General features: G+C 58.1%; 20 protein-coding genes. 17 read left to right on the top strand and 3 right to left on the bottom strand.

What is annotated here, in order from left to right; all coding sequences use genetic code 11:
- Positions 1-608: 608 nt before the first annotated feature.
- The 6 genes from GNZ13_RS54620 (at position 609) to GNZ13_RS09825 (ending at position 9,065) form a co-directional block, all read left to right on the top strand.
- Positions 609-1,043: a hypothetical protein gene (locus tag GNZ13_RS54620; RefSeq protein ID WP_328807205.1), complete on the top strand. Its 435-nt coding sequence runs from the start codon at positions 609-611 to the stop codon at positions 1,041-1,043.
- Between the two features lie 368 nt (positions 1,044-1,411).
- Positions 1,412-1,759 carry a hypothetical protein gene (locus tag GNZ13_RS09845; protein ID WP_172162882.1) on the top strand — a complete coding sequence of 116 codons (348 nt, stop codon included), beginning with the start codon at positions 1,412-1,414 and terminating at the stop codon, positions 1,757-1,759.
- Positions 1,760-2,447: 688 nt separating this feature from the next.
- Entirely contained in the window at positions 2,448-3,401 is a 954-nt protein-coding gene (locus GNZ13_RS09840; RefSeq protein ID WP_172162879.1) for a tetratricopeptide repeat protein, read from the top strand.
- A gap of 376 nt (positions 3,402-3,777) precedes the next feature.
- The gene (locus GNZ13_RS09835; RefSeq protein WP_172162876.1) at positions 3,778-8,061 is read left to right on the top strand and encodes a DUF3883 domain-containing protein; all 4,284 of its coding nucleotides are present in this window, start codon (positions 3,778-3,780) and stop codon (positions 8,059-8,061) included.
- A gap of 583 nt (positions 8,062-8,644) precedes the next feature.
- Positions 8,645-8,806, top strand: a complete 162-nt coding sequence (locus tag GNZ13_RS09830) for a hypothetical protein (protein ID WP_172162873.1) — start codon at positions 8,645-8,647, stop codon at positions 8,804-8,806.
- A 28-nt stretch (positions 8,807-8,834) separates the two neighbouring features.
- On the top strand, positions 8,835-9,065 hold the full coding sequence (locus GNZ13_RS09825) for a recombinase family protein (RefSeq protein WP_172162870.1): 231 nt from the start codon (positions 8,835-8,837) through the stop codon (positions 9,063-9,065).
- Positions 9,066-9,506: 441 nt separating this feature from the next.
- Here GNZ13_RS09825 and GNZ13_RS09820 read toward each other — a convergent pair whose 3' ends face one another.
- The gene (locus GNZ13_RS09820; protein ID WP_172162867.1) at positions 9,507-10,283 is read right to left on the bottom strand and encodes a DUF4145 domain-containing protein; all 777 of its coding nucleotides are present in this window, start codon (positions 10,281-10,283) and stop codon (positions 9,507-9,509) included.
- Between the two features lie 755 nt (positions 10,284-11,038).
- Between GNZ13_RS09820 and GNZ13_RS52155 the strand changes: the two genes are divergently transcribed.
- From GNZ13_RS52155 to GNZ13_RS09770, 11 genes are all read left to right on the top strand, one after another.
- Complete coding sequence (locus tag GNZ13_RS52155; protein ID WP_236001915.1) at positions 11,039-11,512, top strand: metallophosphoesterase; 474 nt, start codon at positions 11,039-11,041, stop codon at positions 11,510-11,512.
- Positions 11,513-11,549: 37 nt separating this feature from the next.
- Positions 11,550-11,972 carry a metallophosphoesterase family protein gene (locus GNZ13_RS52150; RefSeq protein WP_236001913.1) on the top strand — a complete coding sequence of 141 codons (423 nt, stop codon included), beginning with the start codon at positions 11,550-11,552 and terminating at the stop codon, positions 11,970-11,972.
- Between the two features lie 11 nt (positions 11,973-11,983).
- Positions 11,984-12,289, top strand: a complete 306-nt coding sequence (locus GNZ13_RS09810; RefSeq protein WP_172162864.1) for a tetratricopeptide repeat protein — start codon at positions 11,984-11,986, stop codon at positions 12,287-12,289.
- A gap of 21 nt (positions 12,290-12,310) precedes the next feature.
- Positions 12,311-12,727 (top strand): hypothetical protein, encoded by a 417-nt coding sequence (locus tag GNZ13_RS09805; RefSeq protein WP_172162861.1) that lies wholly within the window; start codon positions 12,311-12,313, stop codon positions 12,725-12,727.
- 262 nt (positions 12,728-12,989) lie between these two features.
- Complete coding sequence (locus GNZ13_RS09800) at positions 12,990-13,508, top strand: hypothetical protein (protein WP_172162858.1); 519 nt, start codon at positions 12,990-12,992, stop codon at positions 13,506-13,508.
- Positions 13,509-13,584: 76 nt separating this feature from the next.
- Entirely contained in the window at positions 13,585-13,839 is a 255-nt protein-coding gene (locus GNZ13_RS09795) for a hypothetical protein (RefSeq protein ID WP_172162855.1), read from the top strand.
- Positions 13,840-14,176: 337 nt separating this feature from the next.
- Complete coding sequence (locus tag GNZ13_RS09790; RefSeq protein ID WP_172162852.1) at positions 14,177-14,395, top strand: hypothetical protein; 219 nt, start codon at positions 14,177-14,179, stop codon at positions 14,393-14,395.
- Entirely contained in the window at positions 14,392-14,829 is a 438-nt protein-coding gene (locus tag GNZ13_RS09785; RefSeq protein ID WP_172162849.1) for a hypothetical protein, read from the top strand. Before GNZ13_RS09790 ends, GNZ13_RS09785 begins: the two co-directional genes overlap by 4 nt.
- 659 nt (positions 14,830-15,488) lie before the next feature.
- Complete coding sequence (locus tag GNZ13_RS09780; RefSeq protein ID WP_172162846.1) at positions 15,489-16,667, top strand: ADP-ribosylglycohydrolase family protein; 1,179 nt, start codon at positions 15,489-15,491, stop codon at positions 16,665-16,667.
- Entirely contained in the window at positions 16,645-17,067 is a 423-nt protein-coding gene (locus GNZ13_RS09775) for a hypothetical protein (RefSeq protein WP_216674779.1), read from the top strand. Before GNZ13_RS09780 ends, GNZ13_RS09775 begins: the two co-directional genes overlap by 23 nt.
- A 499-nt stretch (positions 17,068-17,566) precedes the next feature.
- Positions 17,567-17,899 carry a hypothetical protein gene (locus GNZ13_RS09770; RefSeq protein ID WP_172162843.1) on the top strand — a complete coding sequence of 111 codons (333 nt, stop codon included), beginning with the start codon at positions 17,567-17,569 and terminating at the stop codon, positions 17,897-17,899.
- Positions 17,900-18,556: 657 nt separating this feature from the next.
- On the opposite strand, the gene GNZ13_RS09765 is transcribed toward GNZ13_RS09770, so the two are convergent.
- Positions 18,557-20,002 carry an IS1182 family transposase gene (locus tag GNZ13_RS09765; RefSeq protein WP_172162840.1) on the bottom strand — a complete coding sequence of 482 codons (1,446 nt, stop codon included), beginning with the start codon at positions 20,000-20,002 and terminating at the stop codon, positions 18,557-18,559.
- Positions 20,003-20,169: 167 nt separating this feature from the next.
- Entirely contained in the window at positions 20,170-20,394 is a 225-nt protein-coding gene (locus GNZ13_RS09760) for a hypothetical protein (protein WP_172162837.1), read from the bottom strand.
- Positions 20,395-20,573 lie beyond the last annotated feature (179 nt).

The following is a 20,573-nucleotide window of genomic DNA, read 5'->3' as shown; positions in this document are numbered from 1 at the left end:
ACGCGCTCATCCAGAGCGTCATCGAACGGGTTTGTTGCGTCTGTGGTCGAACGCGGCGATAAGAAACGGATTGCTGAGTCGCCATGACGGCGGTCGGCGTGTATGGACATGGTTTCCCCCGGTTCGCGTATTGCCTGTTTACTGCTTGTGCTGCTGGATTGGATTTGCTCGATGCAGTGTCTTGATGGTCTGTAACATGCCGACGCAAATAACAGGCCACCCCTGACTTCCCAAGGCGAGCATTTGAGGCAGGGGCGGGGGCGGTTTTTCCAAAGCGCCATGTCGGCACAAACGGTTTCAATCCTGTAACGCTCCTGAGCGAAAGCGGCGTACCAAACCGGTCGACTTCGACGCTCTGGCAGTCCCGGCTTTTGTTGCTGCGGGCGGGTGAGAGCGGTGTTCATCCGCATCAAGGACGCGAGCGCCGAAAACGTCGCAAAAATGAGAACAAGGTGCGCTGCCGCGAGCGCTGATTTCCCGATGTGGCTCTGGCGATTGCAATCAATTGCAAGGGCGCGGGTATTCGCGAGATGGACGCCGCGTTGCGGATTTGCTATATGTGAATGGGTCGATGTGGCCGCAACAGAAAGAACACGCACGGGGAAACGATGAACTACGACATCATCGGCGACATTCACGGGCAGGCTGAAAAGCTGCGCGCGCTGTTGCAGCGACTCGGCTACCGGGAGCAGTCCGGCCAAAGCGGGGCGATGTCGACTCGCAGTTTGCGGTGGCGGAGGCGTATCGCACCGGCAAAGGCGTCGACGAAGACTTGGACCAAGCGCTGTACTGGTATCACGCTGCGGCTAAGCAGGGATCATTCCCCTCTGCCCTCCCGACGTTCCTGCAATCAGGTGCAACGCTGCATGCTCGAACACCCATTCGCCAGCCCCGCCGACACCGCTCGCATAGACGAGCTGGCCCGTGTCGTTCGCAAGTGCGGTGATCGCGTCGAGTTGATCTCCCGGCAGGGCAATTCGTTTGCCGCGTCCTTCCCCGACATTATCGCGCCCATCGAACGGGTGCCCGGTGACTTCGTCTGATGCTCGCCAAACGACTCGATGCACCATATCAAAGAGGTCGGTCGCGCGATTGGTTGAAGATTAAGTATTCTGGATACGGCAGAAAGGCAGCGTTGGGGATTGGGGTTCGTTGGGGGCGGCAATAATGCAAAAATTTGGTGCTTCTACCAATCCGCAGACTCAGGTGGCTCATCTTTATGTGCTTCGCCGAACATAAAGAAGTTTTTACTTGAGCGACGATAGACTGCCGTTTGACCCATCGGCAGCGCACATTCGGGGCTGGCGCACACTCTGCGGGGCGCTTCTAGAGTCGCACGGGATCGTTCCGCACAATAAACCCAAATCTCGGTCGTGCACGAAGTGAATACCAACTTGAACGAGGTGACCAAATGAAGATTCAATCTGTCCTAGTGCTCGCGATTGGCGTCTTACTGTCGGGCTGCGCGACTAAGCATTACGGAAGAGAGGGTGAATTGACTCAATATGAGAAATCCACAATGAACTGCAGGGAAATCGCTCTTGAGTCAGCGAAAGTGGACGGATTTGTCCGGCATGTCGACGATGAGAGTCAGTTCAACGGACGCTCAATTCTCTCTTTCCTGGGTGATTTCGGTATCGGTAACGTCCTCGAAAAAGATGCCGCACTGGATAGCGCTCAGACGCGGCAAACAGAACTTTGGGCTATAAGTACACAACGTGGATGTGGCATCAGGACGACCACTAGTTCAACTGAATAAAAAAAGACCCCGCCTGAGCGCTAGCCGTTCCGTTAAGGAGTTGCTAAGGCCAAGTCGGTGGCTCATTGATAGCCCCTCCGGCTTCCGGCTGCAAGGGGGGCTTTGTTCATGGTCCGCCGTGTTCCCCGCGGCCGGTCGGAGGCGCGGCGGGGGCGCCCGATACGAAGTACAGGATATCTTTTTCCGCGACCGGACCACAGGCAGGGGGCGCCAGAAGATCAACATCGAACTGTTCTACGCGATCGTGGACGCCTTGGTGGACTATGACTGTCAGGTCAGGCTAGTGCCGAAACCTCTCACCATTATCTTGAAGTGCGCCGACATCTGGCATATGCACAGATCTGCACGGGGCGCCCAGCCTTCAACGGCGTTTGCATCAGAACTCTGCACTTGAGTGCAACGGGGCTAGCAGGACGGTTTGCAATGACGCAAACGAGCGGAGGCGGAGCGAGAGCGCATCCCAAGTAACCTACGAAGCCGGTGTTCGTCCTAATAGGTAAGCACGCGTGCTCCTGTTATCTTATAAGTGAAGCCATAAAGCAAAGTTTAATACTCACCGGCTATGGGCTACGCCATCATCGGCGATGTACACGGTCAATCGAATAAGTTACAACGCCCGTCCTGTTTGTGGAGCGGCGAGTCGGTGTTGCCGCCAGCAAATTTAAGTCGTCGCAGTAACGGAGGTCTCATGTCGGCCAAATTTAACGACAAGATCAGGAAGGCGAAGCACGGTGATGCGCAAGCGCAATTTCAGGTTGCTGAAGCATATCGCGCAGGCAATGGCGTCGCTGAAGATTTCACCCAAGCGTTGTACTGGTATCGCGCTGCGGCTGAGCAGGGCAACATTAGCGCACAGAACAACCTCGGGACGATGCTTCAGAGGGGCATCGGTACCGAGAAAAATCCCAAGATGGCCACTTACTGGTATCGGCAAGCCGCCGAGCAGGGGGAAATGGTTGCCCAGTTCAACCTGGCCATGCGCTACGCGCGTGGGGACGGCGTTGAGCAGAACGATACCGACGCGGCGCATTGGTTTGCCAGATCAGCGGAGCAAGGCTACGTCGAAGCAATCGGCGAACTAGGGACGATGTATCGCTTTGGTCGAGGGGTACCGAAGGACATCGTTGCAGCGGCTCGCTATCACACGGAAGCGGCCATGGCCGGCGATGTTACGTCGATCGGCAACTTGTTGGGCTATCAGTCTGAAATTGAAGACGCTGCCGTTAAAGGGAGCGCCGTTGCTGCGCTGTGCCTCGCCAAGATGTATGCGAAAGGCGTTCCCGTCGAGAAAGACTTGACGAAGGCCCGGATCTGGCTCAGAACAGCTAGAAGAAGCCTTCGATCCGATGACCTCATTGATAACTGGGATCAAGTGGCACTGATGGAACGCGCGATGACGACTTTATGTCCCACCGACGAGCCGCTAAACAGCGACACTCAGGCCAATGCGTCAAGCCCACGCGATGTCGTCCTCGACCCACGCAAATTCGAAGACGACATTCTCGTCGAGAGCGAAGAGTGGACCGATGACGATGTCTTTGAAAACATTTATGACTTCGGGCTCGCGCTCGAATCTGACCACCCCGACTATCAGAAATGGTGTGATTGGCTCGCGAAAAACCACCCTGACGGCAAGGGGTGATCGACCGACGGGCCTGCGGCGAGGCGTGCAATCAATTGCAGATTCCGGCGGCTCAACGGAACGCGATTACCAGAAACGTTATCCGCAGTACTCGACGCTACGAAAGTGGGCTCAAGATCAGACCGGCCAAAGCCGAGGCACAGCAACGTGAGCGAGGGCCAGCAACAAAGAGCCGCCGGTTTTGCACACGATTGCAAACGTAGTCTAACGAAGGGCGTCAATACTGGTGAAGCAACTTTAACGCAGCTAGCCTGTTGTGAGCCGGAGGCTCTCGCACTCGGAGCAGTTCAGAACACAAAAGGCGGCAAATGACCCCTAAGGCGGCATTGCTACATTGACTTGTAGCAGCAGCAACCCTCCTTTTTGCGGACGCCGAATGGACAAGATATTGGCAACTGAGGAATTAGAAAGGCCGGCAGAAACGACTGAGACCACGCCACCAAGCCGACCCGCCCGGAACCGTGGAAAGGCCCGCATCCTGCCCCCTTCCGTCAAAGAGCCCGACTATGTGCCGCCCGACTTCAGCGGCAGTCGGCGAACCCGGATCGGCTCGAGCTTCATCGAGCAGTTCGTCGCGGGGCACGATGCGAGCGACGTACTGCGCGAGCTCGTTCAGAACGAATATGATGGCGGCGGCGAGACGCTGACGCTCACCTTTGGGAGCCGCTCGCTTGAGGTAGCCGGCACGGGCCGAAACATCGACCGCAACGGATGGGAACGGCTCTCGGTGATCGTCGGCACCGGCAATGTGATGGGCAGCCGGCAAGCAGAGATGGTGGCGCCGAAAGAAAACGGCATTGGTTCGAAGAATTTTGGCCTGCGTTCGCTCTTTCGCTTTGGCGATGAAATCCACGTGCGTTCTGGCGGGCAGGTCGCGCTGCTCGATCTTCAGACCCAGGAAACGGGACGCGAGCGGGACCCGGCCTGGCTGGGTGAAAAGGGTGTTCGCGTCCACGTGCCTTATCGGCAGGAATCGACTGAGAGGCTAGAGGCCTTCACCCTCGAACGCGAGGAGCATGCCATCGAATTGATGGCGGCGAGAATGCCGGACACACTGGTCAAGCTGGCGCTCAGCGGCAAGAAGCGCGGCCTGCGCGAGGTCAACATTCGCTCGATCCGTACTGGCCGGATGCTGCGCTGGAGGCAGGACGCGAAGCCCAAACGCTGCCGTGCCGCCGGCGTCAGTATGGTGGTGCGGATCGGGAGGCTCATCGACGGTAATGGCAGGGGCGTGCCGTTCCAAGAGGAGGAATTCTCGCGATCGATCGAGATCCCGGCCGAGCATGCAGGACGTCCTTTTCCGGCGTATTACAAGCTCCCTGGCGGCAGGTTGAAGATAGCGGTCTCCGTCCCGATCGCGCGCCAGCGGATCGATCTCGGCCAGCATGGTCACTTCTACTATCCACTGAAGGCGCGGTCGTCGCTCACCGGTTGCGCCGTTGGCGTCAGTGCGCCGTTCGAACTCAATACCGATCGCAGCGGGATCACCGACCTCGTCTGGAACGACTGGCTCATTGATCAGGCCGTCGAGCTGACGATCGATCTGCTCAAGGCCGACTGGTTCGGCCGGTATGGTGCGGACGCCTTCAAGGCCCTGGTTGGCAACGGCACCGCCAGTCCGGATCGTTTTTTCAGCAAAATCGCCGAACGGCTTGCAAAGGACACTTGCTGGCCTACGAGAGAAAAGGCCAAGCTCGCCCGTGCGAGCGAGATCGTGCTCCCCGTGGAAGCGGAGTATTCGGGGTTCCTCGGCGCTGAGCGCTATCTCGATCCAGCGCTTGCCGGCGACAAAGCGTTGTGCGATCTGGTCGCGCGTTGCGGCGCCAAGCGATTCACTATTTCGTCGTTGGTCCGGCTGCGATGCGCGGGCAAGGACGCGGATAATCTCGAGACCAAGGTCGGCGACGACGCCAATTTCTACTTCACGAACTACAGCGGCACCCTCGCCGGGATCGACATCCAGAAGCGCCAAGCCGCAGCGTTGTCGGCCTATCCGCGGCAATTGACTAAGCAGCATAGGGCTGATCTCGGAAATACGACGTCGACTCTGAGCGCATCCGGCGAGCTCATGCCCGCGGTCCAGCTCATGGTCGTTGGTCCCGATCTCTGGGTCGACTGCCCCGAGCCGGAGGCTAACAGGCTCCATCCGGAGCTCGTTCCCTACAGATCGATTTCAAGCCATTGCCGGACATTCAACGAGGAACAGTGGCTGATCGATGCTGCTCAGCGCGCCGCCACGGCCGCTCCCGATGATCGGGAACGCGAAACCCTCTACCGAAAGCTCCTGACTCGCGAGGCGCCGATCAGCCGGCCCGCTCTATCAGCGCTACGCAACAATCCAGTGGTCAGGAACCAGCGTGGCCAGTGGGTCGCCCCGGCCGCCATGGTGCATCTCAAGAAACCCCTCGCCCGCCTGCTTGACCATGCGATCGACGCTCCGTCGAAGGAGATGCTGAACGCGCCCGGTTTGATGGCACGCTTGCGGATCCGCGACTCGCTGAACGGCTCGGATCTCGTCCGCTACGCCCGCGCCCTGGCCGAGCGACCAGAGATGGCGGAGCGGTTTGCAAAACTGCTCACTGAGAATCCCAAGTTGCTGCACCCCGCGATCGTCGAGGAACTACGGGCGATCCCCTGCCTTAAAGCGCGGTCGGGCCAGCTTGTTGCCCCGGCCACGCTGCATCTCGATACAGCAACCAATCGGTTGTGCATTGGGGACAATGACCGGATTGTCGGCGGGACCAACGATCTCCTCTACCGTAAGCTGAAACTCAAGGTCGCGCCCGATTCCGAGACCCTCCTCGATCTCATCAAGTGCCGTCGGGCAGAGGGCCGCGCGCCTAATCGGCCAGATCTGCTCTATCCCACGCTCGTGGAGGCGATCAGGAGCGAGCGTCGCGCCAAGTCCGAGATTGCCAAGATGCCGATCTGCTGGGTGGAAGACGGCTACTATGCGCCCTCGGAGATCCTCGTCGGACCTCGGACGGCGGCACCGTTAGCCGAGGTGATCCCGCTTTACCTTTATTCCGATGAAGTCGGCCGCGCCTATCAGGACCTTGGCGCGCCGGCTCAATCGAACGATGGCCATTGGGCGCTCTTCTTCCGGCACGTGGGGACTGATTGGGCCAAGGACACGCCACTCGACACCCGTCGCCGGCACATTCTCCTCGAGGCCTACAGCGCGCGCGCAAGGTTTGGGCTGCCGCAGAAGCTCGAGGATGTTCGCTGCTTACTCGACGATCGATCGCGGCTCTTCACGCTTGGCGAATTGCGTGCCGGAAAGCTCGTCGAGCCCGACTTTCAGGCGCTCGAAAAGGCGCTTCGCAACGCCAATAGTGAGATTGGGGTTATCGAACGGTCGGAGCAGGCTCGCACATTTTTCGTAGGTCTCCGCATCCGCCCACTGTCTGCGATCGCAGGCACGAGTGAGCCGGTGCTCGGTCTCTTGGATCGACCGCCATTCTGGTACAAGCCCAAGCATAGCGAGCGGGTGCTCGCCATGCTGCGCCGGTCACTTTTTGCGCGTGCGCTGTATGAGGTCGCCTACCGGAACCGGCATGGCCATCCCGGCTTCGAGCCTTCGGAGCCGGCAAGGATCGAAGCGCGCCTTGCCGCCGTCCGCGAAATTGCCTTCTTCCAAAGTATGGAGCGGCGATACAGCGTGGGTGGCGCGGTCGTTCTCGTGCCCGCAGAGGTCGCCGTCAGCGGAGAACGGATCGGCGTCATTCCGCCGAAGACCAAGAACAGCTTCCTACTGCTGCTTGCTGAAGCGCTTGCTGAGATCGCGGGAGCGACCAGCGTTGCGACGATGCGCAGCATCGCCAACGCCTTCCTTCCGCTTCTCCTCTGCGGCACCCATGAAGAGCTCACGGAATATCTCGATCGGATGGGCATTCCTCATGGTCGCCGATGTGCGGCCGACGAAGAAGACGGCATCGATCTCGACAACGATGACGATAGTGACGATGACCCTGAGGAACTTGCGTTGCGCCAAGTCTTCGACAATCTCGACACGGACGGCTCGACGAACGCGGAGGCGGTCGGCCCCGTCGCTCCGGCGGCGCCGCTCTCAATCAATCCACCGCCACAGCCGCCGCCTGCGCCAGCGACTCGGCCTTTCGAACTGCCAAATCTCGATGATGTCTCGCTGACCGTTGCATCGAACAAGGGCACAGAGATCGAGCCACGCGGCCCGTCGGGCCGCGGCGGGGGCGGATCGTCCAGTGCCTGGCTTCCACCGACCCCCGCCGAAATCGAGCGCGCTAGCCTCTTGGGTCGGCGCGGCGAAGAGCTAGTCTATCGTATGGAGCTACAGAAGGTGCGCGATATGGGCCATGTCGAGCCCGAACGCTACGTCATTTGGACATCACGTGACGAACTAGGTGCCGACCACGACATCCGCTCGATCGACGCGCATGGGCGACCGCGTTGGATCGAAGTAAAGTCGACTACGGGCGTCGATGGCCGGTTTGACTGGCCGCGCAAGGAGTTCGAGAAGGCGTTACGCGAGCGCGATCGCTACGAATTGTGGCGCGTCTATCGCGTCGCCGACACCGCACCAGTCGCAAAGTGCTTCCCCAATCCGGCGCGCATGCTTGGCACGCGCCAGATTACCCTCGAGCTCGGCATGTTACGCGCCAACATCGAGAAGCTAGACTGAGGCTCTCAAGATGAGATACGAATAGGCGTTTCGGTAGCCTCCGGGTTCCGACTGGAATCGGGTAGCTGGCTCCCTAAAATACACATCACGGGCTAAGCCTAGTCCGACTTCTGCTCGCTTTCTCTACCGTGGTGCCAGTCCCACCAATCTTAGCCAACGACTGCTACGAGGTTCACTCCCGCCGCTCACGCAGCTTCTATTGTGTTGCATCGACCGGTTGAATCCGCAGCCGAATTCGGCCGAAGATCGATGCAGAGGCGCGGCGCCTCAGTTCGCGAGACGCCTGCGGAATTTCAGGTGGTCCATGACAGATCCCCCTGCTCCATTGAGTTAAGCACGACTGCGGGGCGAGGGGTTTTTAGTACAGGGGTACTGAAAATGAAAGGCTAATTTTAGTACTCTTTGATGGACCCATCGGTCCGATGGGTGCGTAATCGGTCGTTTTGGGACACACGCCCGACGCCGAGCCTTATCGGCACGAACTAACGGGTGCGTCATGACGAAAAAGAGGAACAAAAACGACGCCCAGTGCCTGCAAGAAGCCGCGGAGCACCTATTCCATTAATTTGTCGGCTATGTCCTTATGCGCATCCTGCCTGAGGACGCCGGGGACGCGGCGCGCAGGCTGTACGAAAAGGCATGGAGTGACCCAACGGCCAACGCCGACCTATGCGCGGAAGAATTCGAAGAGCGTTTGCGTGCCTTGTTGCGCGCTCATCTGAGCGGCAAAACCATCAAGGCGTAACTCGTGCAATCAATTGCAAGTGCCAACCATGAGCCGAGTCTTTGCGTACTGCCGCGTCAGCACGACCGGCCAACACCCAGAAAACCAGATCCGCGAGATCAAAGCCGCAGGCTTCGAACTGACAGTCAAGCGCACGATCACCGCGCACATTAGCGGCAGCGTGCCCGCCAAAGAGCGGCCAGGCTTTCAAAAGCTATTGGACCGCATTGAAGACGGTGACGTACCCTCGAATGCTTGGCACGGGAAACTCCGCTGTTAGCAATTCATTGAGCCGCACGGGCCGAAGCGTGAATTTTGGGTAGGAAGCTGCTGTATCGAGAACACCGGCCGAGGGCCGGTTTGTGCAATTGATTGCAAGGCTTTCGCCCCGCCGGCTCCGGCGCGCGAAGATCGGTGGCGTTTGCAATCAAGTGCACGGAATCCGCCTTTGTAACGTCGGCCGCTGTTGCCGGTCGGACACGGACACGCGACGTCTCCGACGAGACCTTTGCCTTGCCAATTGTTGAGCAGCCCGGACCGTCGTGAATGGGGGAGCGCCAAACGGCCAGGGTCATGAAGGGCCGATTTCGGAATTTCGCCGAGACCGTTCTTCGACCCAAAGCGGAAGTTGCATGCTTAGGACAGCAGACGTTCAGCAACGTTTGGATTCATCGACCTGTGCTGCTTTCCGCACAGGTCCAGTGGAATGACGAGTAAGCAATCACAGTACAACGAAGTGCTGAACCTTGTCTTTTGACCCCGCGAAATGGTCGACCTTTCCGATTTTTAGCTTCGTGGATGCGCCATTTGTTATGGTATCGACAAGTGACTTCTCATGGGCCGCGAAGTAACCGTGAAATCGCCTCATATCCCTCCCAAAAATCTTCGCGAGAGGAACCTCGTCGCCAGAGGTAAAGCTAGAGAGGCTTTTCTCCAAAAGCGTTGTGAACTGTTCGAAGGTTCGGACAATTGTTTCAAGTCGCCTATCAGCCTCTCCATCAAGAATGTAGATATTCACAAGGAGATGGTCGATTATTCGGAGGGCTATCAGCAGATTTCTGGCGTCTGCCTTTTTAATTTCGTGAGCTGAGTCATTGCCAAGGAAGCGGATAGCATGCAAACGCTCGGAGTCTTTCTGGGAAATCAATCCGCCCCTGGCGAGGGCATCAATTCGTTTGTCCAACGTCCTGCCGGTGATGCCGCGGTCATTGCAGATCGCTTCAATTGTGGCGCGCAGGCCAATGCCAGCAAGAATATTTGAATTGTCCTTGATCGCTTTAATCGACTGGGTGTAAATCTCGCGAACAGTATCGGGCAAGTCCCAAACATCTTCTAGTTCACGATGCCCCTTGAGAATACTTGGAAAGCAAGTAATATCTTCCGGGACATCCCACTCGTTGTCGTCGATGGGATATGCGCTCTCGTAATCACGAACAACCCTCCGAAAGCTGACGGCATGGCAACCGCAGCATTGGACAATCTGATAAATCGTATCCATTCGGTATTCGTATTCTGATTCAACATGGTATTGAACAACCGAGTGCCACGTGTCCCTATCGCATGAGGCGCATGAATGATAGACCTGCTTCTTCTTTTCCTCGGTGACAGTCATAAAGAGATACCCTTTCGATTACTAGCAATTATTTAACCGACCCCACCGGTCAGCATATTGATAATCTGAAAACACGCCGATTTGCAGTAACCATCTGACTCATCGTGGAGTGGTCACGGAGGCAGGTTGCCCGCATACGCAATGATAGTACGGGCCGAGGAGTATAAAGCAGCTGACAGCAAGAACGCTTTGACGAATGGCTGCTATGGAGGCGAAACCTAAAAGTCCGGTTCTGGCCGGCTTTTGCCTGACGTAGGCTTCAGTAGTCGGCCTGCGCGACGTTTGCAATTGATTGCACAGGCTCCAGGGTCCCCGGCCTGGCGCCCTCGACGGATCGAGGGCTTTGCAATCAAGTGCACGGGAACGATGCCTCCTCGCCTCCCCGGATTGCGGCGGAGCGTTGGCTCATGGAGGAACAAGCCAGTGAAGCCGCTTCCGAAGTTCTGAAGAATACTGCCCGCTGTGTTTCAGTTCTGAGACGATCGCTAAATGTTGTGCAATCAATTGCAAACGCGCGGCCATACGGTGGATTCTCGTGAGACCTGCAACGTCTGTGTGTTCGACGGAACGAATAGACCAGTACGCTTCTGTTATCTTTAACTGGGTAGCCACGCAGTAAGAATTTTAAAAACGGGCGGGCCATGGACTACGACATCATCGGGGGCGTGCACGGTCATGCGGACAAGCTGACTGCACTGCTGACGGAGCTTGGCTACTGTAGGCGGATGGGCACGTGGCGTCACCCACGTCGGACGGCGGTCTGCGTCGGCGACTTCATCGACCGCGGCCCGCACCAACTCGACACGATCGATATCGTCCGCCCCATGGTTGATGCTGGCAGCGCGCTGGCGGTGATGGGGAACCACGAATTCAATGCAATCGCGTGGTACCTACGAGATCCCGACCAGGACGACGAATACCTGCGTCCCAGACAGGGCAAGGTGGGCGAAGAAAACCGCAACCAGCATGCGGCGTTCCTCGCCGAGAGTCGAGCACAAGCCCGCCCTTCATGGCGAGATTATCGACTGGCTTCTCTCACTACCGCTGTGGCTCGAATTGCCCGAACTGCAGTTGATTCACGCCTGCTGGCATCCGAGCTATGTCGCGGCGCTTGAAGCCTGCTTGAGGCCAAGGCACTTGCTGGACGACGCAATGATGGTCAAAGTCAGTCGCAAGAGTACGATTGAATACCGCGTGATCGAGACGCTCTTGAAGGGCGTGGAGGTCCGGCTTCCCTCGGGCTGTTCGTTCGTCGACAAGTCGGGCATTACGCGTCACGAGGCGCGCACGCGCTGGTGGGACGGCGCGGCAACAACCTATCGGCAGGCAGCGCTCGTACCCCCTGAGACGAAAGCCCAACTCCCCAATACCGAGATACCGGAGGATGCGAGGATCGGCTATACCGAAGACAAACCGGTATTCGTTGGTCACTACTGGATGACCGGTAGCCCCGACATACAGTCCCCTACGGTCGCGTGCGTCGACTACAGCGCCGGTAAGGATGGTCCGCTTGTGGCCTATCGTTGGAGCGGCGAGTCGGTGTTGTCCTCACACAATTTTGTTTTGTCCCAGTAGTCGAGGTGTCTATGTCGCCGAAACTTGAAGTGGAGATCAGCAAGGCAAAAAAGGGGGATCCCAAGGCACAGTTCGCTGTCGCTGAAGCGTATCGCACCGGCAAAGGCGTCGATGAAGACTTTGCCGAAGCTCTGTACTGGTATCGCGCTGCGGCTGAGCAGGGCAACATTAGCGCCCAAAACAACCTCGGCACGATGTTTCAGAGAGGAATCGGCACCGAGAAAAATTCCAAAATGGCGGCCTACTGGTATCGGCAATCCGCCTCGGAAGGGCCGAAGCGAAATACCGCGACCGCGTGCATTCGTAGACAATGCTAAAGCGTCGAAACGGCGATCCAAATGCAAGCAAAACTTGACCCTCATGTCATCGGCAATGTCGGACTGTATTACTGCTGCTACCGACTATCGTTGCTTGGCTGGAACGTGATGCCAACAACGCGCAACGCACGTGGCGTTGACATCATTGCGTACAACGCTTCCGGATCGACGTTCATCAGGGTTCAGCTTAAGGCCCTGAGTAAGCGAAGCGCCGTTCCGCTCGGATCATCGCTCAACAAAATAGCAGGGGATTTCTGGGTCATCGTTAATAACGTCGTCACGGAGCCAAGCGCATTTGTCCTTTTGCCATCGGAAGTAAAGCAGCGTGCTGGTTGCAACGAGAAAGACGGACAGGTTTCGTACTGGCTGGACCCGCCCCGCTACGATCAGGAGGCGTTTCGAGACGCATGGCACCGCATTGGCTCGGGGCAAGCCTGAGGACGAAGCGGTACGCCACCCCGATGTTTGCCGAACAAGCAGCCAAGCAATTGCGTCGCGGATTCTGCAATTGATTGCAAGAGGTATGAGACGGGCGCGCGTTAGGTTACTGCTTGGCTACCGCGGGCCGCTCATCTCGCGGATAATTCTGGCAATTCTCGCTCTGGCTCACCGTTGGCGATGCTCTGCATAGAAGGATGGAAGCACGTGGGGACGGCAATGAGCTGCGAGCGCAACAAACCTGGATTGGTTGAGGCTTCATGTGTTGAATTGGGCGTATTTTCCTCGGGCCGACAAGCCGGCGGCGTTAGCCATCGCGGTCGTGCAGGCATTTGAGGCCAAGTATTCCTTGATATCGTCGGCGATGCATACGCTGTCAAGTAATGCAGTACTTGCACAGGTAGGGCCCTCGCTTGCGGAGCTTGGATTTGCCGTCGAAGTAGGAAAGAGGCGCGCCGAAAAAATCCGAGTCCCTGTTCTCTATGGGAACAACGGTAAGGTTGCGAAGGCTTTTGAAGCTGACGCGCACCATATCGACGGTCGATTCGTGGTGGAGGTGGAAGCAGGACGAGCAGTCATAAACAACCAATTTCTCAAGGACTTGTTTCAGGCATGCATGATGGACGAGGTCGACTACTTGGCAATCGCGGTGCGAAACATCTACGAGTCGGCCGGCAGCAAGAATCCCGACTTCGATCGCGTAGTTACTTTTTTTGAAACGCTCTATGCGAGCAACAGAATGAGGCTTCCACTTAAGGGAATATTGGTCATCGGCTACTGAGCTATCGTGTAGCAGCGCACGGGCGTAAAATGAGCGCCTAGAGCGCGTAGCAGAGCAGCGCGCAGGGGAGCGCACCATGACCGGCAGAACATTCAGCCACGTGTACCACCGACCGTCCACGCCAGACCCCGCGTCCGACCCCGAGAAGGTGGCGATCACCGTGGCTGTTCAGCAGGCGTTGCAGGCCATCCACGCGGCCCACCGCACGATCCAGCAGATCAGGCCATCAGATGAGCACGTGCGGGCACTACAGGCGCTGCGGGAGGCCCAAAAGCCGTTGGAGCACATCCTGGGCAGCCTGCAGCAGCACCACCCGCACCCTGGCAGCTAGTTGTGCGCACCGAGGCCATCGGGGAACTCGGAACGATGTACCGGTTTGGGCGAGGGGTACCGCAGGACATCGCGGCGGCTGCCTGCTATCACACAACAGCAGCCCGGAATGGAGACGTCATGTCGATTGGTAACTTGCTCGGTTATCACGGAGAGATTGAAAGCGCAGCCTTGAATGGTAACGCCGTTGCGGCGCTGTGCCTAGCCGAGATGTACGGAACGGGGTGCCCGTCGAGAAGGATTTGGCGAAGGCCCGCGTATGGTTAGAGAGAGCGCAAGCTAGTTCTGAATTCGATGACGACTATATGCGGTACCAGTTGACATTGGTGGAACGGGAGTTGGGGCTAACTTCTGAAGTGAGCAAGAAATTCGACAAGTATGGACTGGACCCGGACAAGTTCGACAACGACTTTCCGCACCGCCCTGAACCGGACGATCCGTCCGAAGACTTCGAGGACATTTACGAATCGGGGGTGGCGGTGCCACCGCACTCCGCGTACTACGACCAGTGGGTCGAGTGGCTAAAAAAGAATCATCCCGCTGGCGGCGGGGTATGAGGGTAGTCCAAGCGGGTTCGCTTGCTGCACTCGCCGTGTCAATGATTCTGGGGATCGCGAGTTGTACCGAGAACATCGATACGCCGCCGATCGTATCGGCAACCGGGTATCGAAATGGGCGGCCTGTCCCGCTGGAGCAGAAGCAGATTCTCGCTCTGTCGCGCTGGATCGACGCGCATCGTACGGGTTGGAAAGCGTTGATGGAAACGCCTCCTCTACCATCCGTCGGCGTCGAGGTGAATTATGCGGATGGCCGGGACGGTTCATTCGAGGTTTGGCTAAACCCGCGAGGCGGCGACGGGGTTGTCTATCACTACATTTATGATCACGCTCCGGGGGCGAAGGTTGTGGCTCCCGTAAAGCAACACTTGTCTGCACAGGACGTACGAGCGTTTCGCGCGATTGCGAACGAGGAGGCGCCAGCCACGCGTTAATTTCCGAAGCGATTTAGCGCGAACGCCATGCGATGTCCGTGCCACATTTGCACGAAGCACATCGCCGTTCGCCTTTGGCAATTGATTGCACGGACTGCACGGACCTCTTTCGCTATTGGCGTACCCACTGTCAAAGTTGAGACAGTCAAAGTTGAGACGGAAATTGCAGGGCCGTGTACCGAAACGAGAGCAACCATGACAACCGAAGATCGCGCAGGAAGTGAAGCCGGGCAAAAACCGGCCCCCTCGGACGGAGACCACTCGCCGGTGGATCCCGCAGTGGAGGCTTTTGCAATACTTTGGCGTGCCGCATCAAGACGCGTTAGAAAGTCGGGTAAGCCGGCAGCTTCGCCTTCAGCGTCGGATGGCGCGAATAACGTCCTAAGGTTGCCCACGGCAAGCGTAAATACGGTAGCGGACTCGCGCTCGAACCAGACGCCCGCGACTATCAGCGATGGTGTGCCTGGCTCTTGAGGAGCCCTCCTGGTGACATGGTGACGTGATCGCCCACGGAGCGCGGCGGGAACGGCCATTCTGCAATCAATTGCAGAAAAAAGTCGGATGAAAGGCAAAGGCGGACGACCAGGAGATCAGAACGAGACAAGCTCGTCTCGCCAGGAAAAACGACCTAACGGCACCCGCTGATCAGGAGCCTCGACATGCAAGATTCCTTCCACAGAACACCTTCGGACGCGATCAAGCGCAGCCGGTTTCGTGGTTGCCTGCTCGGTGGCGCAGTCGGTGATGCGCTCGGCGCTCCAGTCGAATTTATGAACCTCGCTGACATCCGGCGGAGTTTCGGCCCCGGTGGCATTTGCGACTATGCGGTGGCTCACGGGCGGGTTGGCGCCATCACCGACGACACACAGATGACGCTATTTACGGCCGAAGGGCTGCTGCGCGCCCATGTACGTGCTGCCCTGCATGGTGACGGCCCCATGTTCGGGAAGGCCACCGCACAGGCCTACTTGCGATGGCTTCGCACTCAGGGCGTCAAACCGAAAATCGCTGAACCTTCCGGCGAGTCAGGCTGGCTTCTCGAGCAGCGTGAGCTGTTCAGCCGCCGCGCTCCCGGCAACACCTGCCTCGCTGCGCTTCGAGCACTGACCAGTTACGCCGATCGGGCGTGCAACGCCAGCAAAGGCTGCGGCGGCGTGATGCGCGTGGCGCCCGTCGGCATGTTCGTCGCAAACTGGATCAATGATGCAGAAGACCAGGATGACCGGATCGGTCAGGCGTTCGCCGTCGCCACGGATATCGCGGCGATCACGCACGGCCACCCCACGGGGCAGCTCACCGCGGGGGCTTTCGCAGTGGTCATCGCGTTGTTGCTTGTGGGCTTGCCGCTGCCCGATGCGATCGACCGCGCTAAGACCGAACTTCGAAAGCATGACCGGTACGAGGAAACGCTCGCTGCCATCGAAAACGCGGAGCAGCGCGCCGCCGACCGCCCTGGCCAAACCCATGTTCTGCAGGAACTCGGCGAAGGGTGGGTGGCTGAGGAGGCGCTCGCCATCAGCCTGTACTGCGCCCTGTCGGCACCTGACTTCGAGTCAGGCGTTGTGTTGGCGGTCAATCACGGTGGCGACAGCGACTCAACGGGGGCGATCACGGGGAATATGCTTGGAGCCATGATGGGGGTCGATGTGATCCCGGAACGGTGGCGCGTGACGCTCGAGCTCGCCGATGCGATCGGTGCGATGGCCGACGACCTCGCTACGGTTCGAGAATGGCGCATCAATCATTCCCGCGGCTCGGCGGAACGCGATTTCTACCATGAACGCTATCCGCCGTGCTCGACAACGAGGGAGCCAAATGCAACTACAGATAAAACTTGACCCCCAGGTCACGGGAAACGTTGGGCTGTACTACTGCTGCTACCGGCTGTCGTTGCTTGGCTGGAACGTGATGCCAACGGCGCGCAACGCCCGCGGCGTCGATATCATCGCGTATAACGCCTCCGGATCGAAGTTTATCGGGGTTCAGGTTAAGGCCCTGAGTAAACGGAACGCAGTCCCGCTCGGAACAACGCTCGACAAAATAGCAGGGGATTTCTGGATCATCGTTAATAACGTCGTTACCGATCCCAATGCATTTGTCCTTTTGCCCTCCGAGGTAAAGAAGCATGCCGGATGTAACAAGAAAGACGGCAAAGTTTCATACTGGTTGGACCCGCCCCGCTATGATCAGGAGCCTTTTCGAGACGCATGGCATCGGATTGGCTCGGGGCATGCCTAATGAGGAAACGGTGCGCCACGCTGAAGTTTGCCGAACAAGCAGCCAAGCAATTGCGCCTCGGATTCTGCAATTGATTGCAAGAGACATCAGACGGACTTACCCGCCAATGGGTTTTCGGATGCTTGGTGTGGCGGGGATGCTGCTGGACAACGTGGCAAGCTTTGCTTCTGCTATGTCGACCACTGGACGGCATTGCCGCAGTACTCCGCTCATTCAGGCGCACATTTCATGATGTCCGGCGCACAGAAGTTCGGCGTGCCAGTGGCATCATTATCGTTAAGCAGTGACGTTTTGCGGGGCGGCGGAGGGAACCGCACACGCACTTGCTGGATTGATGCAGCGTACCGGAACCGCGAATATCACGGAAGTAACAGAGTGGGCATGGGCAGCCCTTTTGACAGCAGCTAATCGCCCCAGCAGCCAAGGCCGCCTAGCAAGGCCTTCCCGGGTTTCGGCCCCGCTGCTCGATATAATTGCACTCATGACCTACAGGTGCGCAATGAAAGCAGAGCAGACCTTTGTCCCCAAGAGCGACCTCAATTACCGCGCATGGCTTGCAGCTAATCCGGGCGGCTTCGTTCTTAACCGTTACAGCAGTGAAAATTCTTCGTCGTACCTGGTCCTGCATCGGGCGTCGTGCGATTACGTTACCAAGCTGAAGGGCACCGCCACCGAAGGCGGTCATACCGAGCATAACTACCTGAAGGTCTGCTCACCTGAGATTGCGCCGCTCGCGGCCTACGCGAGCGAGCATTCGACGAAACACGGCAAGCCGGGCCAGTCGTTCACGAAGCTCTGCACGCGCTGCAATCCGGCTGGCGACGACCAATAGAGCGCCCATTGGCGGCAACGTTTTGACGAGCCGCTCGAACTCGATCTCCGCACCAGCGCCCGAGTTCGGGCCTAGCCATCCCCTCCGCTTGGCCAGCCTCCCACACCCGTTTTGCTTCTTCGGCAACCGCATTCACTTCGTATTCGGTTAGGTCCGAAAAGCGTGCAGTTCGGAACCCGCGCGCACCAGCCAGCAAGTCGACCGCAATCAGCAACAGCATCCCGACAACAGCCGGGTCGGCGGGACGGCAGTATTCGAGTTCCGTCATGCGCTCATGCCCGCCGTGACGCGCGATCATGCTTGTGATGCCCGTATGAGCGTTTCGAAGCTTCCAAGGATCGTCGTCGCGGCGGCGCGCGCCGGTTCGGACTTTGTCATCACGGACCTCTTTTGTCGGAAGGTATCCACACAGGCCGTTAACCGACACCAAACGGGGCGAATGGCCGAAACGCATTGAGTTTCAGCTATGTGTCCCTGTCGAGCAAGCGACGCTTCCTGGTCGCGTACTGCCCAAGGCCTCGGACGCATGTCGACCCAGAGTGTGTGGAAACTCCATTTTTGCTGCTAAGCGGGCGATTGCCGGTCAGGTCGATCGAGTTTGATAAGGCGGGTTTGCACTAACCGAACATCGCGAGCACAACAAAGCCCCTCAGGGCTTTAGCTTCTAACCATCTTCATGGCCTTCATCGTACCTGCAACGCCAAGTATGTTCATGACCCGCTTCAGGTTGTAGGCCAACACCTGAAGGCTCATCTCTGTACTCACTCGCCCGAGCGTCCTGGTCAGGAAGTGTGCAGGACCCATCCAGTGCTTGAGCGTACCGAAGACATGCTCGACAGTACTTCGGCGGATGGTCATTGCATCGGGCTTCCGGTCGAGACGGCGCTGCATCGCTTCCAGTGTGTTCTCGTGCTCCCATCGTCGGATGCGACGATAGTCGCTGGGTGAACATCGTTCCTTGAGATGGCAACGCGGGCAGGCGCTGGGCCAGTAAACCCGCAGGTTCATGTCATGCTCGACGGTCGTGAATCGAAGGATGGCTCGCTCGCCAGCAGGGCATCGATACACATCGCTTTTTGCCACGTAGACAAAGTCGGCCTTGGTGAACAGACCTTTCTTCCGCGATGCGGAGGTGAGCGGCTTGGGAACGTACGCGCTGATGTCGTTCAGATCGCATGCCCGTATCTCCGGGCCGCTGAAGTAACCCCGATCAGCAACAACCTTCAGCTTCGGCTTGCCCATCGCGTCCTTCGCAGCCAGCGCCATTCTGCTGAGTTGGCCGTGATCGTTTCCAACGTTAGTTACCTCGTGCTCAACGATCAGGTGATGCTTCGTGTCTACGGCGGCCTGAACGTTGTAGCCCACTATGCCGGAGCCTCTTCCGCTTGTTGCCATGGAGCGTGCGTCGGGATCCGTCATCGACAGCTGTTTGTCCGGTTGTTTTTCTAACTGCTTCCTGATCTGTGCGAGCTCACGCATCTGCTGGCGCAAGCGGGCGATCTTCTCGTACAGGCGAACGGTCTTCACATCGAAACCTGTTGGACTGGTCCGGTCTGCGGTCTCAATCAGGTCAAGATAGCGCTGCACGCTTTCCTCGATCTGCTGCTGACGCTTGTCGATCTTGCTCGCCGTGTAGTTCCTGTCGCGGCTGTTTGACGCCTTGAACTTGCTACCGTCGATGGCCACCATGTCACTGGATAGCAGCTTCAGCCCGCGACACAGTTCGACGAAACGCCGGCATACGTTGCGAATGGCTGCGCCGCTGTCACGGCGAAAGTCGGCGATCGTCTTGAAGTCCGGAGCGAGACGTCCCGTTAGCCACATCAGCTCGACGTTGCGCTGACATTCACGCTCGAGACGCCGGCTCGAAGGAATCCGGTTCAGGTAGCCGTAGATATAGATCTTGAGCATCACGCCTGGGTGATAGGACGGGCGGCCCGTGATCGCTGGCGTGGTACCGTTGAAACCAAGATCCGCAAGGTCCAACTCGTCGACGAAGGCGTCTATGACCCTGACCGGGTTGTCCTGTCCGATGTAGTCATCGATACATTCGGGAAGTAGTGCGACCTGCTTGCGGTCATCGCCTTCAACGAATCGCTTCATGAGTCACCCAGGCTCAGTGCGTTGATTCAGTTTAGGCGATCAATGCGTTTTCACACACTCTGGACCCTTTACGGACGGCCGACGCGCTTTTGCTGTAGCGGCCGGTTCCGTGGCATTTAAGCCGTTGGCTGGCCTGTGGTCGCTTATGGAACGCTTTTCGGCTGCGCTCAAAAGACGGAGAGCTTAACCAACATCGCGATTGATTCGGCCGACGAATTGCCGTTCAGATATTCGTCCTTCACGCGGTTGTAGAGCTGCATCTTGCGCGCATAAGGCAGCTTCTCCACATCGACACCCACCTCGCGGATCAAGATCATCCGAACGTCGTGCCAGAGCGAGTTCACCTTCATCATGTTGCCCGCAACGTGCGCCAAGTCTCTGAACAGTCCCATCCCGTTTCTCCTCGTCGGTGAATGGCTACTTAGTCGGCGGCTTCCGCCTTACGGCTGAATAGCTAGATACCCTTCTGTATAAAAACACGTCATCGTTCACCGACCTTTTTCGAAGCGACAAGCCATCGCTATCAAGGCCAATAAAGTTCGTTGCATGCTATTGCGATTTGCTGTGCTCC

Source organism: Paraburkholderia elongata (assembly GCF_013177735.1).
GTDB lineage: Bacteria > Pseudomonadota > Gammaproteobacteria > Burkholderiales > Burkholderiaceae > Paraburkholderia > Paraburkholderia elongata.
Note: the sequence above shows the minus strand (reverse complement) of the source record. Positions and strands in the feature narration are given on the sequence as shown.

What these genes read in the sequence shown, in the direction of transcription:
- GNZ13_RS54620 (WP_328807205.1), top strand. Translation starts at nt 609, where the DNA reads ATGAACTACGACATCATCGGCGACATTCACGGGCAGGCTGAAAAGCTG.
- GNZ13_RS09845 (WP_172162882.1), top strand. Translation starts at nt 1,412, where the DNA reads ATGAAGATTCAATCTGTCCTAGTGCTCGCGATTGGCGTCTTACTGTCG.
- GNZ13_RS09840 (WP_172162879.1), top strand. Translation starts at nt 2,448, where the DNA reads ATGTCGGCCAAATTTAACGACAAGATCAGGAAGGCGAAGCACGGTGAT.
- GNZ13_RS09835 (WP_172162876.1), top strand. Translation starts at nt 3,778, where the DNA reads ATGGACAAGATATTGGCAACTGAGGAATTAGAAAGGCCGGCAGAAACG.
- GNZ13_RS09830 (WP_172162873.1), top strand. Translation starts at nt 8,645, where the DNA reads ATGCGCATCCTGCCTGAGGACGCCGGGGACGCGGCGCGCAGGCTGTAC.
- GNZ13_RS09825 (WP_172162870.1), top strand. Translation starts at nt 8,835, where the DNA reads ATGAGCCGAGTCTTTGCGTACTGCCGCGTCAGCACGACCGGCCAACAC.
- GNZ13_RS09820 (WP_172162867.1), bottom strand. Translation starts at nt 10,283, where the DNA reads ATGGATACGATTTATCAGATTGTCCAATGCTGCGGTTGCCATGCCGTC.
- GNZ13_RS52155 (WP_236001915.1), top strand. Translation starts at nt 11,039, where the DNA reads ATGGACTACGACATCATCGGGGGCGTGCACGGTCATGCGGACAAGCTG.
- GNZ13_RS52150 (WP_236001913.1), top strand. Translation starts at nt 11,550, where the DNA reads ATGATGGTCAAAGTCAGTCGCAAGAGTACGATTGAATACCGCGTGATC.
- GNZ13_RS09810 (WP_172162864.1), top strand. Translation starts at nt 11,984, where the DNA reads ATGTCGCCGAAACTTGAAGTGGAGATCAGCAAGGCAAAAAAGGGGGAT.
- GNZ13_RS09805 (WP_172162861.1), top strand. Translation starts at nt 12,311, where the DNA reads ATGCAAGCAAAACTTGACCCTCATGTCATCGGCAATGTCGGACTGTAT.
- GNZ13_RS09795 (WP_172162855.1), top strand. Translation starts at nt 13,585, where the DNA reads ATGACCGGCAGAACATTCAGCCACGTGTACCACCGACCGTCCACGCCA.
- GNZ13_RS09785 (WP_172162849.1), top strand. Translation starts at nt 14,392, where the DNA reads ATGAGGGTAGTCCAAGCGGGTTCGCTTGCTGCACTCGCCGTGTCAATG.
- GNZ13_RS09780 (WP_172162846.1), top strand. Translation starts at nt 15,489, where the DNA reads ATGCAAGATTCCTTCCACAGAACACCTTCGGACGCGATCAAGCGCAGC.
- GNZ13_RS09775 (WP_216674779.1), top strand. Translation starts at nt 16,645, where the DNA reads ATGCAACTACAGATAAAACTTGACCCCCAGGTCACGGGAAACGTTGGG.
- GNZ13_RS09770 (WP_172162843.1), top strand. Translation starts at nt 17,567, where the DNA reads ATGAAAGCAGAGCAGACCTTTGTCCCCAAGAGCGACCTCAATTACCGC.
- GNZ13_RS09765 (WP_172162840.1), bottom strand. Translation starts at nt 20,002, where the DNA reads ATGAAGCGATTCGTTGAAGGCGATGACCGCAAGCAGGTCGCACTACTT.
- GNZ13_RS09760 (WP_172162837.1), bottom strand. Translation starts at nt 20,394, where the DNA reads ATGGGACTGTTCAGAGACTTGGCGCACGTTGCGGGCAACATGATGAAG.